This is a genomic window from Acinetobacter sp. AND/436 (assembly GCF_049546925.1).
Taxonomy (GTDB): domain Bacteria; phylum Pseudomonadota; class Gammaproteobacteria; order Pseudomonadales; family Moraxellaceae; genus Acinetobacter; species Acinetobacter indicus.
On the sequence record NZ_JBMXBO010000017.1, the window covers coordinates 29,418 to 44,999 of the forward strand.

9 protein-coding genes, 4 tRNA genes and 1 pseudogene are annotated in these 15,582 nt (G+C 49.5%); 6 read left to right on the forward strand and 8 right to left on the reverse strand.

Going from position 1 to position 15,582, the window contains the following annotated elements; translation table 11 throughout:
- Window positions 1-94 precede the first annotated feature (94 nt).
- The gene (gene dnaQ, locus ACPEPR_RS12110; protein WP_423562488.1) at window positions 95-1,582 is read right to left on the reverse strand and encodes a DNA polymerase III subunit epsilon; all 1,488 of its coding nucleotides are present in this window, start codon (window positions 1,580-1,582) and stop codon (window positions 95-97) included.
- 206 nt (window positions 1,583-1,788) lie between these two features.
- Between dnaQ and ACPEPR_RS12115 the strand changes: the two genes are divergently transcribed.
- The 6 genes from ACPEPR_RS12115 (at window position 1,789) to ACPEPR_RS12140 (ending at window position 11,883) form a co-directional block, all read left to right on the forward strand.
- Complete coding sequence (locus ACPEPR_RS12115) at window positions 1,789-4,998, forward strand: lytic transglycosylase (RefSeq protein ID WP_160241142.1); 3,210 nt, start codon at window positions 1,789-1,791, stop codon at window positions 4,996-4,998.
- A 27-nt stretch (window positions 4,999-5,025) separates the two neighbouring features.
- Window positions 5,026-6,864, forward strand: a complete 1,839-nt coding sequence (locus ACPEPR_RS12120) for an extracellular solute-binding protein (RefSeq protein WP_423562489.1) — start codon at window positions 5,026-5,028, stop codon at window positions 6,862-6,864.
- A 29-nt stretch (window positions 6,865-6,893) separates the two neighbouring features.
- Complete coding sequence (locus ACPEPR_RS12125) at window positions 6,894-7,964, forward strand: microcin C ABC transporter permease YejB (RefSeq protein ID WP_423562490.1); 1,071 nt, start codon at window positions 6,894-6,896, stop codon at window positions 7,962-7,964.
- A complete protein-coding gene (locus ACPEPR_RS12130) occupies window positions 7,964-8,977 on the forward strand; it encodes an ABC transporter permease (protein ID WP_423562491.1) in 1,014 nt (337 codons plus the stop codon). The genes ACPEPR_RS12125 and ACPEPR_RS12130 overlap by 1 nt, the downstream gene beginning before the upstream one ends.
- A complete protein-coding gene (locus ACPEPR_RS12135) occupies window positions 8,952-10,538 on the forward strand; it encodes an ABC transporter ATP-binding protein (RefSeq protein WP_423562492.1) in 1,587 nt (528 codons plus the stop codon). The genes ACPEPR_RS12130 and ACPEPR_RS12135 overlap by 26 nt, the downstream gene beginning before the upstream one ends.
- A 100-nt stretch (window positions 10,539-10,638) precedes the next feature.
- The gene (locus ACPEPR_RS12140) at window positions 10,639-11,883 is read left to right on the forward strand and encodes an NADH:flavin oxidoreductase/NADH oxidase family protein (protein WP_075174999.1); all 1,245 of its coding nucleotides are present in this window, start codon (window positions 10,639-10,641) and stop codon (window positions 11,881-11,883) included.
- A 256-nt stretch (window positions 11,884-12,139) separates the two neighbouring features.
- Here the strand turns inward: ACPEPR_RS12140 and ACPEPR_RS12145 are convergent.
- The 7 genes and pseudogenes from ACPEPR_RS12145 to ACPEPR_RS12175 all read right to left on the reverse strand — a co-directional run bounded on the left by ACPEPR_RS12145 (window position 12,140) and on the right by ACPEPR_RS12175 (window position 15,559).
- Window positions 12,140-12,215: transfer RNA gene (locus ACPEPR_RS12145), tRNA-Glu, on the reverse strand.
- A 44-nt stretch (window positions 12,216-12,259) separates the two neighbouring features.
- Window positions 12,260-12,335: transfer RNA gene (locus tag ACPEPR_RS12150), tRNA-Glu, on the reverse strand.
- A 24-nt stretch (window positions 12,336-12,359) separates the two neighbouring features.
- Window positions 12,360-12,435 (reverse strand) — tRNA-Glu (locus tag ACPEPR_RS12155).
- 133 nt (window positions 12,436-12,568) lie between these two features.
- Window positions 12,569-13,473, reverse strand: a pseudogene (locus tag ACPEPR_RS12160) (alpha/beta hydrolase).
- 90 nt (window positions 13,474-13,563) lie between these two features.
- Window positions 13,564-14,982 carry an amino acid permease gene (locus ACPEPR_RS12165; RefSeq protein WP_005179201.1) on the reverse strand — a complete coding sequence of 473 codons (1,419 nt, stop codon included), beginning with the start codon at window positions 14,980-14,982 and terminating at the stop codon, window positions 13,564-13,566.
- A 113-nt stretch (window positions 14,983-15,095) separates the two neighbouring features.
- A tRNA-Glu gene (locus tag ACPEPR_RS12170) sits at window positions 15,096-15,171 on the reverse strand.
- A 229-nt stretch (window positions 15,172-15,400) separates the two neighbouring features.
- Window positions 15,401-15,559, reverse strand: a complete 159-nt coding sequence (locus ACPEPR_RS12175; RefSeq protein ID WP_016659224.1) for a hypothetical protein — start codon at window positions 15,557-15,559, stop codon at window positions 15,401-15,403.
- Window positions 15,560-15,582: the final 23 nt, after the last annotated feature.

The following is a 15,582-nucleotide window of genomic DNA, read 5'->3' on the forward strand; positions in this document are numbered from 1 at the left end:
TTATGGGCCTGCTGCAAAAACAGCAGACCTGTTTATCTTAACTATAACTGAACTAGGAACAGATTAAATACAAAAAATTACAATCGTCGGTTTTTTATTTGGCAAAAAAGCAGGGCTGTCCATGCTTTTCTTCAAATTGTTTGACCCAATTCTCATGTGCTTCCAGCTCTGCGGCGGAAGGCAGAATCACCGGCAATTCCACTTCAATGCTGCGACGACCCGATTCACCGCTTTGTTCTTCATGATGAGCTGACAGGGCATCCATATCAAAGGATACCTGGCCACCGGTCATGGCCAGATAGACATCGGCCAAAATTTCAGCATCGAGCAAGGCGCCGTGGAAGGTACGGTCACGCGCCGGAATTTCATAACGCTTCACTAAGGCATCGAGCGAGTTCTTTTGTCCCGGATGCTTGTTTTTGGCCATTACCAGGGTATCGGTGACTTCACACACCGCCGATAAATCGCCTAGACCACAGCGGTTAAACTCCATATCCAGGAAGTTCATATCGAAGGTGGCGTTATGCGCAATAATTTCCGCGCCTTTTAAATAGTCATACAGCACTGCAGCAATTTCGGCATACTTCGGCTTGTCTTTTAAAAACTCATCCGAAATACCGTGCACCACTTCCGATTCACCGACCGGTTTTTCCGGGTTGATATAAATATGAATCGAGCTGCCGGTCAGTTTGCGGTTGACCATTTCAATCGCGCCGACTTCAATAATCCGGTCACCATCCTGATAATAAAAACCGGTGGTTTCCGTATCCAGAATCAGCTGGCGTGGACCATAAGCCTGAACCGTGGCCGGGGTAATCACAATATGGGGATGCGATGACGTGTTTGCTGGCGCTGTTGCACTCTGGTTCTGGGTTTCATCTTGGATCAGGACTTCGTTCTGATTCGGGCTGTCATTTTGACTGAGGGTTTGCGTCACGGTAATGCTGTGCTGGGTCAGACTGAGATGATCCTCCTGCACCATTAGCAGTTCTTCTTCGACTTCAACGTCTAGTTGGCTGTCGTCTAGATCGAAGCCAAAAGGGTCGTCGAGCAACCAGTCAGATTCTGCTTTTTTTTTAGCCGTGCCCGACGGGATGACTTCAGACTCAGCGCTTTTATCTTCAGTAATGATTTGTACCGGCGTCACTTTGACCTGCTGTGCAAATACCAGATCGGCCCCTTTGTTGGCCAGCTGATCGGCCATTTCATTGCCAGCATGGCCAGCGTGACCTTTAATCCAGTGCCATTCAATTTCACGACCCTGACAGATGGCATCCAGTTTTTGCCATAGGTCCGGATTTTTCACATCTTTCCAGTTTTTCTTTTTCCAGCCGGCAATCCATTCGGTCATGCCGCGTTTGACATAGTTGGAATCGGTCCAGAGAATCAGTTTGGCCTCTGCCGGGCAGAACTGAATGCCTTCAATGGCTGCCGTCAGCTCCATACGGTTGTTGGTGGTTTCCAGTTCCCCGCCATAGAGTTTGTGCTGCTGGGTTTCTGTAATGACATATGCACCCCAACCGCCCAAGCCAGGGTTTCCACGACAAGCACCATCCACATATAGTGTGATTGTTTGAGACATAAGCCAGATCCAAAAAGAGCCAAATAAAAACCGAGCCGCTATTGTATAACGCAATTGCAGATCAGAAACGCCGAAGACGTCAATTTTTTAATTTCTTGTAACATTTATATTAGAATCGCGCTAGAGTAAAACCTTGTGTCGTAGTGATGCTTCACTACAATGTCAAATCTAAAAAATAATTTATAGACGAGTTGTTTGGATTTCCTATGTATAAACCAACCACACGCATGTGGCAGCCTATGGTCCCGGCACTATTTAAAATTACAGTTTTGGGTTCAGCGCTGGCCGCGCTCGGCATCAGCACCGGCTGTACCTCTACACAAAGTGCCAGCAAAGCGTCAACGTCGAGTCAGGTTGGTTCAGGTTATCTGGACGCCAGCAGTTTAGATTCACTGGAAGATTTATTGTCGGCCACCGACATGCGCGCGGTAGAAGGCGACCGTTTACTGATTTTAAAACACGGTGATGTCTGGAAGCGTATGACCGTAGGTTTCAAAATGGATCTGGAACACTGGAATCCGCGTATTGAAGCGCAGCGCGGCTGGTTTATTTCACGTCAGCCGTATATTGACCGTTTAAGTGCGCGTGCTTCACGTTATCTGTATCACACAGTTAAAGAAGCCGAGCGCCGTGGCATGCCGACCGAACTGGCATTATTACCAGTCATTGAAAGTTCGTACGACCCGGCAGCAACCAGTAGCGCTGCTGCAGCCGGTTTATGGCAGTTTATTCCAAGTACCGGACGTATTTATGGTCTGAAACAGACCCCGCTGTATGATGGCCGCCGTGATGTGGTCGAATCGACCCGTGCTGCCTATGAATTCCTCGGTAGCCTGTATAACCAGTTTGGTTCCTGGGAGTTGGCTCTGGCCGCTTATAATGCCGGACCGGGCCGTATTCAGCAGGCGATTAACCGTAACAAGGCTGCCGGTTTACCGACCGATTACTGGTCACTGAAATTGCCACAGGAAACCATGAACTATGTGCCGCGTTTCCTGGCAGTGGCGCAAATTATTAAAAATCCAGGTGCCTACGGGGTGCGTTTGCCGCCAATTGCCAACCGTCCCCATTTCCGTGAAGTGACGGTCGGAGCGGTGAATTTAAATGATGTGGCCAATATTACTGGTCTTAGCCGTGCCGAGTTATATGCACTGAACCCGGGCCATCGTACTGACCGAATTGACAGTGCCAGCCCGATGCGGATTCTGATTCCAGCCGATTTAAGCCCAACAGTCGATGAACGTCTGAAAAACCTGCAAGGTGGTGGATTGCTGGCCAGCAACACTCGTCCTAGTGTGACGACGCAGACCACGACCAGTGCCCCAGCTACAAAAACCACCACACCCGCTTTGACGGCCAGTGTGACTCAGCGTACTGCTACGACTACACCAGCGAGCACAGCCAAAACTGCTAGCAGCACGACTACAACCAGCACCAAACGGATCAGTACGCCACGCGGTTCATCGGCTTTGGCCTCTTTTGCGGCCAATTCAGATATTCCAAGTGCTCCACGTATTCCGGTGGCCATTACCCCGGCACAGAATATTCAGCCGGTGAAGGTCGAACCGCCAATTTCAGCAGCAGAACGTGAACAGATTCTGGCGGCAGTGAAAACTGAAGACCAGAACAAAACGGTAGAAGAGGTGTTGCAGCCGGTGGCCTCTCAGGCTGAACAGGCGCAGGTGGTGGCCGAGTTAAAAGAAATTGCACCACAAGGCACTGAAATTGTCGATCCTTATGATGGCAAAATTAAGCTGACCGCGATTCAGACCAGTCTGTCGGTGGCCGAGCAGCAAGGCAAAGAGCTGACCAAAGGTTTTGCTTACCCGAAAAGTGTCGCGGATAGCACCCGTCCAGATTCAGATGAAGCCCAGCGGAACCAGGGCAAGAACGTAATCAAGACCGACACTGAAGTGGTGGTGGTGCCGCCAAAAGGCAAGCGCAGTACCTATACGGTACAGGCCGGCGATACCCTGGTGCTGATTGCCATGAAAAATGGGGTGAACTGGCGTGATGTGGCAAAATGGAACCAGATTGATCCAAACTCGACTTTATATGCCGGTACCACCATCTATTTATATGATGCCAAACCACAAGCTGCCGCGCCAGCCAAAGCCAAAGAGCAGCCGGAATCCTATGTGGTTAAAGCTAACGATACCTTAACCGGCGTGGCCAATCAGTTTGGTTTATCGGTCAAGCAACTGGCGGATTACAATAATCTGAACACAAGCAGTGGCCTGTTTGTCGGCCAGAAGCTGAATCTGCAAGAAACAGCAGAGATGCGTGCCAAGGCAGCTGAGCAGAAAGCGGCTGAAACCAAAGTGGCCACGCAAAGCTATACGGTGAAGCGCGGTGAATATCTGAAACTGATTGCGGACCGTCATGGCTTGTCCAATGCAGAACTGGCAGCCTTAACTCCGGGTCTGACTGCGGGCAGCAGTTTGCTGGTTGGACAGCGGATTAATGTGCCTGTAAGTGACTCGAAAGCCGAAGCAAAAACTGAAACGGCCGCAGAGAGTCGTCGTGCAGTGCCAAGTACATCAACAGCTGAGATTAAAACGGAAAACTATACTGTCCAGCGCGGAGACACCTTATCGAGTGTGGCCGCACAAAGCAAAATGAGTCTGGCTGATCTGGCCGCCTTAAACCAGATTTCGACCAATACCGGCCTGCGAATTGGGCAAACTTTAAAAATTCCCGCCGGTTCGACCATCCCGGATAGTTATACAGTACAGTCGGGAGATACCTTAACTGCCATTGCCAACCGCTATAACCTGAGTCTGGAGCAGATTGCCAGTTTAAATGGCATCAGCCGGACTGCCGGTTTACGTACCGGCCAGCGCCTGAAACTCAGCGGTGAGCCAGCGCTAGTGGAAGAAAGTAAGGTCAGCACAACTGCGGCAAACTCTGATATTCATATTGTAAAATCGGGTGAGACCTTAAATAGTATTGCGCGTAAATATCATTTGCAGCTGAACTATCTGGCCGCACTAAATGATCTGCCACGTACTGCTGCACTGCGGATTGGCCAGCGTTTAAAAATTGAAGGTGATCTGGACAGCAGTAGCAACCGTGCCGCGGAAAGTGCAGCGGTGAGCACCGCCAGCACGGGTAAAGCAACCGAAGCCTATACCGTTAAAGCCGGTGAGTCCTTAAATGCCATTGCCAGCCGTACCGGTATTTCGGTCGCTGAACTGGCAGCCTTGAATGGCCTGAGTCCGCGTGCCGGTTTAAGAGTTGGCCAAACCCTGCAACTGCCGAAAACCATTATGGAATATAAGGTTAAACGTGGTGATACCCTGATTGGGTTGGCCAGCCGTTATGGTCTGGAAACCAGTGAACTGGCTGATATGAACGAGATTAAACCGAATACGCAGCTGCGTATTGGAGAGATCATCAAGGTTCCGAACCTGTAATTGCCGGGCACAAGGAGTCGTGACCGCATGAACAGATCTTTATATCGCTTGAGTGCTGTGGCGACAGCACTGGCTTTGACCTCAAGCTGGAGCTGGGCTGCGCTGCAGACCACGCCGTATATCGCGCTGCACAGCAGCCCGAAATACAGCCAGCTTGCGGCCATGCCCTATGCCAATCCGCAAGCACCGAAAGGTGGCATGCTGAGTCAGTCCAGCAATGGCACTTTTGACAACCTGAACAGCATGAATGGTAAGGGCAGTGCGACCGATGGGGTGAATTATCTGTTTGATTCGCTCATGACCAGCTCGCTAGATGAGCCGGGGGTGATGTACCCACTGCTGGCAGAAAAAGTGACTTATGATCCGAAGCAGACCAAGTTTGTCATTTTTCATCTGAATCCAAAAGCACGTTTTAGTGATGGCACACCGGTCACCGCGGCTGATGTCAAATTCAGTTTTGATACCTTCCAGAGCAAATCTAATCCGGGTTTGCAGATGTATATTGCCGATTTGGATAAAACCGAGGTCTTATCCAGACATCAGGTCAAAATGACCTTTAAATCCGATAACAACAGTGAAATGCCGCTGATTTTATCGGCCTTACCGATTTATTCCCAGAAAGACTGGCAGGGCAAGGACTTTAGCCGGATTACCTTGCAGCCGATGCTGGGGTCAGGCCCGTATCTGATTGAACGGATTGATGCCGGACGCAGTATTACTTATAAGCGCAATCCGAACTATTGGGGCAAAGATCTGCCGGTAAATAAGGGCCGTTATAACTTTGACCGGCTTAAATTTGTCTATTACCGCAATATGGATGTGGCCTTTGAAGGCTTTAAGTCGGGCCAATACACGCTGCATGAAGAATATACCGCGCGCAAATGGGTGACGGAATATCAGTTCCCGGCAGTGAAAGCGGGGATGGTGGTGAAATATAAGTTCCGGCATGAAAACCCGGTGCCAACACAAAGTTTTGTGTTTAATACCCGGCGTGCACCGATGCAGGATATTCATTTCCGTCAGGCGCTCAGCCATGCCTATGATTTTGAATGGCAGAATAAAGCCCTGTTTTACGGACAGTATCAGCGTTTGCAAAGTTATTTTAGCAATAGCGAACTGGAAGCCAAAGGTCGTCCAAGCGCGGCGGAGCTGGCACTGTTAAAGCCGTATTTAAAACAGTTGCATCCGGTGCAGCGTCAGGGGGTGCTGGCCAACTGGAAATTCCCGGTCAGTGATGCCAGCGGTTTTAACCGCAGCGGTCTGCTCAAAGCCCGGCAGATCCTGCTGAATGCCGGCTATCGCTTCAAGGATGGCCGTTTGCTTGATCCGAAAGGCAACACCATCCAGCTGGAATTTTTAATTCATCAGGATGGCTTGCAGCGTACTTTAATGCCTTTTGTGCGCAATTTAAAACGTCTGGGCATTGTGGTGAATATCCGCCAGGTCGATGTGCCGCAATATATTGAACGGATGCGCCGGGCAGAATTTGACTTAAGCACCATGGTCTTGCCACAGTCCTTAAGTCCGGGCAATGAACAGGCGCAATTCTGGAGCAGCACCGCGGCAGATCAGCCGGGTAATTATAATTATGCCGGCATCAAGAATCCGGTCATTGATGACATCATTCAGAAAATTATCTACGCGCCTGACCGCCAGCAGCTGATTGTCCGGACCAAAGTGCTGGACCGTTTATTACGCGCTGGTTATTACCAGATTCCGACCTATGGCAAAGGCGAGCACTGGCTGGCCTACTGGAATATGTACCAACAACCGAAAATAAAACCAAAACTTTCCATTGGACTTGATTACTGGTGGAGTGATGCAGCCGGGGCGCAAAAAGTAGCCCAGTATCTGCGTAAACAATAAGCTGGCTTTGCCACAAGGATGCTGAGCGCATGGGAACCTATATCCTGAAACGTGTGTTGCTGATTATTCCCACACTGTTTCTGATTTTGCTGATTAACTTTATTGTGATCCAGATTGCCCCGGGCGGTCCGGTCGAGCAGGCAATTCAGCAGGCAGAAGCCTTTCAGGGCATGGGCGGGAGTGGCAGTACCGAAACTGCTGCGGCCGGTTCAACGCCCTATCAGGGCGCCAAAGGTCTAAGTGATGAAATGGTGGCTAAAATTGAAGCGCAATATGGGTTTGATAAACCAATTCATGAGCGTTTCTGGCTAATGCTGAGCAGCTATCTGCAATTTGATTTTGGCACCAGCTTTTTTAAAGACAAGCCGGTGACCCAGCTGCTGTGGGAAAAACTGCCGGTATCGCTGTCTTTAGGATTGTGGAGCACCTTGCTGATTTATCTGGTGTCTATTCCACTGGGGATAAAAAAAGCCCGTCAGCATGGTCTGATCTTTGATAAAGCCACGTCTATTTTGCTGGCCATTGGCTATGCCATTCCGGCCTTTGCTTTTGCGATTTTATTGATTGTATTTTTTGCCGGTGGTTCCTATTTTCAGTGGTTCCCGCTACAGGGATTGGTCTCGGAAAACTTCGATCAGCTGAGTCTGCTGGGTAAAATCAAAGACTATTTCTGGCATATGACCTTGCCGCTGCTGGCGATGGTGATTGGTGGATTTGCCGGGTTGACCTACTTAACCAAATACTCGTTTATGGAAGAACTGAATAAACAGTATGTGCTGGCGGCACGCTCCAAAGGCCTGACCGAATCGCGGGTGCTGTATGGCCATGTTTTTCGTAACGCCATGCTAATTGTGATTGCTGGCCTGCCGGAAGCATTAATTGGGATTTTCTTTGTCGGTAACCTGTTTATTGAAATTATTTTTAACCTCGATGGTCTGGGATTGCTGGGCTTTGAAGCGATTGTACAGCGTGATTATCCAGTAATTTTTGGCACCCTGTTTATTTTTACCTTGTTAGGATTAGTCCTCAGACTGATCAGCGATGTGCTGTATCAGGTCATTGATCCACGGATTAATTTTGAATCACGGGGGGCCAAATAATGTCTCCCTTAATGCAGGCGCGGCTCCAGCGTTTTAAACAGAACCGGTTGGGATTTGGCTGTTTTATCGCCTTTGCCCTGATTTTTATCTTGTCCTTAGCAGCCGAGCTGATCGCCAATGACAAGCCGCTGCTGGTCAAATATGAAAACAGCTTATATATGCCGGTGTTCAAGGCTTATCCTGAAACCACTTTTGGCGGGGTCTTTGAAACCGAGGCGGAATATAAGGACCCGGCTGTGCAGCAGCTGATTCAGGACCAGGGCTGGGCCATCTGGCCACTGATTGAATATTCTTATCAGTCACCGAATTTAGAGCTGGCTGTGCCGGTGCCGTCATCACCGACCAGCGATAACTGGCTCGGGACCGATGATCAGGGCCGAGATGTACTGGCGCGGATTCTCTATGGCCTGCGGGTATCACTGCTATTCGGATTTGCCTTAACGCTGGCCTCTGCTGCACTTGGCATTATCGTCGGGGCGATACAGGGCTATTATGGCGGCTGGGTCGATTTGCTGGGACAGCGGATTCTGGAAGTCTGGGGCGGTTTACCAATGCTGTTCATGGTAATGATTCTGGTCAGTATGTTTAGCCCAAGCGTGTACTGGCTGTTTCTGATTATGCTGCTGTTTGGCTGGCCGACCCTGGTTGGACTGGTCCGGGCCGAATTTTTAAGGGCACGTAATTTTGATTATGTCCGTGCTGCCCGCGGTCTGGGTGTGAGTGACCGTACCATCATGTTCCGGCACATCTTGCCCAATGCCATGAGTTCGAGTCTGTCGCAACTACCTTTTATGCTGACCGCGAATATTACCGCGCTGACTGCACTGGATTTCCTCGGCTATGGTTTGCCGCCCGATGCTGCATCTTTAGGCGAACTGCTGTTACAGGGCAAAAATAATTTAAATGCGCCGTGGCTGGCATTGTCGGGCTTTTTTACCCTGGCAATTGTTTTATCTTTACTGATTTATATTGGAGAGGCGACCCGTGATGCATTCGATCCAAGACGCCAGTAAGCGCACGCCGGTGCTGACGGTACAGCAGCTCCAGATTCAGCATCAACAGCAGCTATTGGTGCACAATTTAAGTTTTGAATTGCACGCTGGCGAAACACTGGCGCTGGTCGGTGAAAGTGGTTCGGGTAAATCGGTGAGTAGTCTGGCCTTGCTGGGCTTGTTGCCGAGTCAGCTACAGATTCAGGGGCAGGCACTGTTTCAGGGGCAGAATCTGCTACAGCTGAATCCGGTACAACTACGCCAGATTCGCGGCCAGCGCATTGCCATGATTTTTCAGGAGCCGATGACGGCATTAAATCCGCTGCATCGGGTGGAAAAAATTATTGGCGAAAGCCTGCTGTTACAGGGGCATTCCAAGGCGGAAACCCGGCAACGCGTGCTGCAATTGCTGCAAGATGTTGGCATTCCCCAGCCGGAAGATAAACTGAAGCGTTATCCGCATGAACTGTCTGGCGGGCAGCGCCAGCGGGTGATGATTGCCATGGCCTTGGCGCTTGATCCGGACATCCTGATTGCCGATGAACCGACCACTGCGCTGGATGTAACTTTACAGGCGCAAATTCTGGATCTGCTGCAAAGCTTACAGCGCAGCCGGCAGATGGCCATGATTTTAATCAGCCATGATTTGAATCTGGTGCGGCATTATGCCGATCAGGTCATTGTCATGAACAAAGGCCAGGTCGAGGAGCAGGGGCCGGTTGAACAGGTCTTTCATGCGCCGCAGCAGGCGTATACCCGGGAACTGCTGCATCATGATTTTGGTCAGGCTTTACAGGTAGAGGCGACTCAGCCTTTATTGCAACTGCAACAACTGGGTGTGAAGTTTCCCATCAAGCAGGGTTTACTCAATCGGGTCAAAGATTATTTTGTCGCGGTGGAGCCGCTGGATTTAAATCTGGCCCAAGGCGAATCCATCGGTATTGTCGGGGAAAGTGGTTCCGGTAAAAGCTCGCTGGCGCTGGCGATTTCGCGTTTAACTGCCAGTGAGGGCAAAATTGATTTGCTGGGCCAGGACTTGAACCAGCTTTCGGAAAAGCAGCTGCGGCCATTACGCAGTGAATTTCAGATTGTATTTCAGGACCCGTTTAGCAGCCTGAATCCGCGTTTAAATGTCGAGCAGACCATTGGCGAAGGGTTGGCCTTACAAAAGCTGTCAGCATCCGAAATTCAGCAGCGTATTGATCTGGCACTGGAAAAAGTTGAATTGCCGGTCAGTTTTAAAACCCGTTATCCGCATGAACTATCCGGTGGACAGCGGCAACGGATTGCACTGGCACGTGCGCTGGTGCTGAAACCGAAACTGCTGATTCTGGATGAGCCGACCTCGGCGCTGGACCGCACCACACAACGCGCCATCGTTAAACTGTTGCGGCGTTTGCAGCAGCAGAAGCAGATGAGCTATCTGTTTATCAGCCATGATTTGCAGGTGGTCAAGGCCTTGTGTCAGAAGGTATTGGTGCTGAAACATGCCAAGGTGATGGAATTCCAGCGTACTGAAGATCTGTTTGCACAGCCACAAACTGACTATACCCGGCAGCTGATTCAGGCCAGTCAATATTGATCTGTGACTATTTTTGACAATACGAGTTGTCAAAATTTGCTTGACCATTGGGGTAATTCAATGGAGTATTTGCTCTAGACCACAATGTCAGGATTGACCAATGAGCCAGATTGCAGATCAGCTTCAAATTAGAAAGACCACATTTAAAAACCGCATCATTAAAGGTGCTATGAGTGAGGCGCTGGCCAATACGGCTGGTCAGCCGAACCAGTTACATTTGGGCTTATATGAGGCCTGGGCCAAGGGTGGGCTGGGCTGTGCCATTACCGGCAATGTCATGGTGGATATTCGTGCCAAAAATGAACCGGGCGTGGTGGCCATTGAATCAGAACGTGATCTGGCCAAGTTGCAACAGTGGGCACAGATTGGCAAGCAGTATGGCATGGTGCAACTGGTGCAGCTGTCGCATCCGGGACGGCAATGTCCGAAAGGCCTGAACAAAGAAACCGTCGCGCCTTCCGCCGTACCGTTTAGCCCGGCCTTGGCCACCACCTTTGGCACACCGCGTGAACTGCGTGAAGATGAGATTCTTGATATTATCCAGCGCTTTGCCCGCGCAGCGCAGATCTGTGAGCAGGCCGGTTTTGAAGGGGTGCAGCTGCATGGCGCACATGGCTACTTAATCAGCCAGTTTTTATCACCGCTAACCAATAAACGCCAAGATCGTTGGGGTGGCTCGATTGACAACCGGATGCGCTTTTTGCTGGAAATTTATCAGGCGGTGCGCGCTGCGACCTCTGAAGATTTTATCATCTCAGTCAAGCTGAACTCGGCGGATTTCCAGCGCGGTGGTATTAGTGAGGAAGATGTGATTCAGGTCTTTAAAGCGATTGATGCTGCCGGAATTGACCTGATTGAAGTATCGGGGGGGACTTATGAAGCACCGGCCATGGCCGGAGTAAAAGCGGAAAAACGCAAAGCCTCGACTTTAGCGCGTGAAGCCTACTTCTTGGAGTTTGCGGAGCGGATCCGCCAGGAAGTTCGTTGTCATTTAATGGTGACCGGCGGTTTCCGGACCGTACAAGGCATGAATACGGCACTGGCCAGCGGCGCCTGTGATTTTATCGGGATTGCTCGCCCATTTGCGGTGGAGCCAGATCTGGCGCATCGTTTGCTGGCAGGGCAAGATGTGCGTTATGGTGTCGATAAAATTAAGACCGGCATTCCACTGGTCGATAAAATGGCGATTATGGAAATTATCTGGTATGCCGCGCAGTTTAAGGACATTGCCCAAGGCAAACAGCCGAATCCAAAACTCTCGCCTTTAAAAGTATTTTTTAAATATTTAAAAGGCAATTTGACCGCGGTAATTAAAGGGCAGATTAACTCGCGTAAATCGGCCTAAACAGAAATGGGGAATGAGGGTGATCCATCCCGATTCCCCATCTACGCTTTATTCAGCCTTTTTGAGCATTTCCATCCATATTCACAGGAGATTGTATGAAGTGGATGAGGATCTGGGTGCAGGTGGTATGACTGTTTTAAACGGGTGATAGTATTTTTCCTAGCTCCCGTTCTGTACAAATAAAAAGTTGCAGCAATAAAAAAGCCCAAGTCGCAATGCTTGGGCTTTTTTATGAATCACGTGTGTGACCCGAATATGGCGTCCCTACGGGGATTCGAACCCCGGTTACCGCCGTGAAAGGGCGATGTCCTAGGCCTCTAGACGATAGGGACAGTGCAGAAGAATATTTTAAACCGCTTCTTTTGATTGGAAGGAGTGGCGTCCCTACGGGGATTCGAACCCCGGTTACCGCCGTGAAAGGGCGATGTCCTAGGCCTCTAGACGATAGGGACTTAATAAAATATTACTTCTGAAATTGGCGTCCCTACGGGGATTCGAACCCCGGTTACCGCCGTGAAAGGGCGATGTCCTAGGCCTCTAGACGATAGGGACGTTTCAGAGGTGGGCGTATATTAGGGTGAAAAAAGGAGGGTGTCAAACGCTTTTCTACAATTTTCTGGCTGCAAGGCTTTTAAGCGAATAAATTTAGAACAATTTGCATAAATCAGGTGAAAATTCCCTCAATTTAAGCACTTTCTGGCAGTAACTCGACCAAGGCCTCTAAGACTTGGGGATGCTGCAAATAGCCATAGACTTCATGAGGACGATCTACCGGAGTTTGTACCTGCCGGTTCAGAATGGCCGGTTTAAAATGAAACGGTGGTTCCGACAGTGGAAAGGCGGTCAGAAAATCATCCGGAGAATAAAAATTAATCCAGTCGCCATGCAGGGCAGTGGGGCGCTGAATCGGCTGTTGTAATGCTCCTGAATCACCCGAAAGGCCAGCGGCGAACCGAGGGTAATAAAGCGTGCAATATTCAGTTCCGGATGCTGAATTAACAGATTATAGGCAATTACCGTGCCTAAGGAATGCGCCAGAATAATATGGGTGTCATCCTGACAGAGCTGGGCATAAATCCGGCTGTGTACCTCTTGAATAAAATGCGGATCGGCCAGGTAATAAATAGGCTTCGACCAGAAATTTATGCAACAAGCTGGCATGCAGTTTGGGAAAATAATTGATCAGCCGGGCAAAATCACGCAGTGCAATATCCCGGCTTAAAGCACTAAGCCATTTCAGTTTCTGGTTAAAGTTAAGTGCATCATAGACTTGCAGATGCGGAATATTGCAATCGCCGGGGCGATGTTCTTCCACCACTGTGGTCGGTTTTTGAATTTTGACTGGATGCAGCAGTGGAAAATGCGGCCAGTGCTGCGGCATCAGGGTGCTGGCATTTAAAGTGTTTTGCAGATGATGTTTGGAGAGCAAATCGCCATAAAACGGCATACAGATGGCCTGTTTTAAATCGGCAAAAAATGGGACTGCTGGCTGCGTTTTAAACCCTGCTCCAGTATTGATAACCACAGTCGACGCAGTGAATCGCCAGTCTGGTGTTGCTGATTCATCCCATGAATGCAAATAATATTCATTGTAGGGCCAGCATGTGAATAAGAATGGCTTTATTTAACAGTATAGATAAAAAAAGAGCGGCCGGGGCCGCTCTTTACTGCAAATCCTGATCAGATTTTTTTATGATAAAAACGGTAATAGCTGATATAGCAGGCTGCAATAAAGATTAAACAGCCAAAGAAACTGATGCGCATGGATGGATCAAACACCATACTCAAACAGGTAATCAGACAGAATACAAAGCCCAGAATTGGCACAATCGGGAACAATGGTGCGGCAAAGCCCAGCTCTTTCACGCTACGACCCTGTTTATACCATTCACGGCGGAAGTTGAAATGACTTAAGCAGATACTCATCCAGACCACCACCATGGTAAAGGCCGCAATACCGAGCAGGTTGGTAAAAATCAGCTCAGGTGCAAACTGCTCAGACAGCAAGCCTGGCATTGCGCCCAGCATGGTGACCATCACTGCCACATAAGGAATACCACGCGAGTTGACCTTGGAGAAAACCTGCGGCAACTGCTTCTGATACGACAATGACCACATCATCCGCGATGCTGCAAACAAACCTGAGTTGGCGGCAGACAGTAAGGCGGTAATGATCACGAAGCGGATAATATCTTCTGCGTATGGAATCCCGATGTGCTGGAACACGGTCACAAATGGACTGCTACTCACGCCCTCAGCGGCCAGACCGGCTTCCTGATGCGGCAATAACGCAGTCACCACCAGAATGGTTCCGACAAAGAAAATCAGCAGGCGGAAAATCGCGGTGTTGATGGCTTTTGGAACGTTTTTGGCCGGGTCTTTGGTTTCACCAGCGGCCACACCAATCAGTTCGGTGCCAGAGAAGGCAAAGTTGACAATCAGCATGGTGGTGAAAATCGGGAATAAACCTTCCGGGAACCAGCCCTGTGCGGTTAAATTGCTAAACAGCGGCGCAGATTCATAGCCCTGATAGCCGATCACGCCGAAAATGGCCAGCAGACCGAGCAGAATAAAGGCCACCACGGTCACGACTTTGACCAGTGCCAGCCAGAATTCCGATTCAGCAAACCAGCGGCTAGACACCATATTTAAGGTAAAGACAAATACCCCAAAAATAATGGTCCATAACCACATCGAGATGTGCGGGAACCACTCCTGCATCAGCAGGGCGGCTGCGGTAAATTCAGTCCCCAGGGTGACTGACCAGGTTAGCCAGTACAGCCAGGTGACAGTATAGCCTGTTCCGGGTCCAATATAACGTTTGGCATAAGCACCAAAAGAACCGGATTCAGGCATATGGACAGCCAGTTCGCCCAAACACAGCATAACCATGTAAGCGATCACGCCGCCCAGAAAATAAGCAAGAATGGCACCTACAGGCCCCGTTTGTGCAATGACTTCACCCGAACCTAAAAATAAACCAGTTCCGATTGCACCACCAAGTGAAATCATAACCAGATGTCGAGTACTCATAGCGCGTTTTAAAGGCGCAGAATTGCCCTGATGCGTAGCATCATTCGGAGAATGAGATGTCTGCATAAGAGTAGGAGAATAAAAGAATAGAGAAGCAGGCTATTGTAGAGAAAAACTACAAATCTGCAATCAATAATCAAAACAATTGGGTTAGAAGTAATCGTCTGGCGCGATTTAGATGGCGTCCCTACGGGGATTCGAACCCCGGTTACCGCCGTGAAAGGGCGATGTCCTAGGCCTCTAGACGATAGGGACGTTGCGAGGTGAGAGCTATATTAGGGATTTGCCCCAAAGATGTCAATTTGATGACGGGAATAATTCCATGATTTGGATTTATTTGTCTAAAAAGTATCTGTTTAGGCTGTTGGAAAATTTATCGTTTGATGATGGCCGCCTGGTTTTTAATAAGCACTTCAATCTGCACCGGATTTTAACCCATGAGCATCTGCACGACTCATCGTACTGGAGATAAAAAAGACCACGTTTAGTGGTCTGGGGTTTGGTACTCAGGTGCTTGTGGTTGCGGCGCGGCCTGTTCAGCCGGTGCGGGCGCTTGCGGTGCTTTGCTATCACGCGACACAATGTACAGATAAAGTGCCGAAGGCAGCAAAATAATCAGGACCAGAAAAATCTTTTTTAACATTGTCTTATAAAAACAGCATGGGA

What these genes read in the sequence shown, in the direction of transcription:
- ACPEPR_RS12175 (WP_016659224.1), bottom strand. Translation starts at nt 15,559, where the DNA reads ATGTTAAAAAAGATTTTTCTGGTCCTGATTATTTTGCTGCCTTCGGCA.
- ACPEPR_RS12120 (WP_423562489.1), top strand. Translation starts at nt 5,026, where the DNA reads ATGAACAGATCTTTATATCGCTTGAGTGCTGTGGCGACAGCACTGGCT.
- ACPEPR_RS12165 (WP_005179201.1), bottom strand. Translation starts at nt 14,982, where the DNA reads ATGCAGACATCTCATTCTCCGAATGATGCTACGCATCAGGGCAATTCT.
- ACPEPR_RS12125 (WP_423562490.1), top strand. Translation starts at nt 6,894, where the DNA reads ATGGGAACCTATATCCTGAAACGTGTGTTGCTGATTATTCCCACACTG.
- dnaQ (WP_423562488.1), bottom strand. Translation starts at nt 1,582, where the DNA reads ATGTCTCAAACAATCACACTATATGTGGATGGTGCTTGTCGTGGAAAC.
- ACPEPR_RS12140 (WP_075174999.1), top strand. Translation starts at nt 10,639, where the DNA reads ATGAGCCAGATTGCAGATCAGCTTCAAATTAGAAAGACCACATTTAAA.
- ACPEPR_RS12115 (WP_160241142.1), top strand. Translation starts at nt 1,789, where the DNA reads ATGTATAAACCAACCACACGCATGTGGCAGCCTATGGTCCCGGCACTA.
- ACPEPR_RS12135 (WP_423562492.1), top strand. Translation starts at nt 8,952, where the DNA reads ATGCATTCGATCCAAGACGCCAGTAAGCGCACGCCGGTGCTGACGGTA.
- ACPEPR_RS12130 (WP_423562491.1), top strand. Translation starts at nt 7,964, where the DNA reads ATGTCTCCCTTAATGCAGGCGCGGCTCCAGCGTTTTAAACAGAACCGG.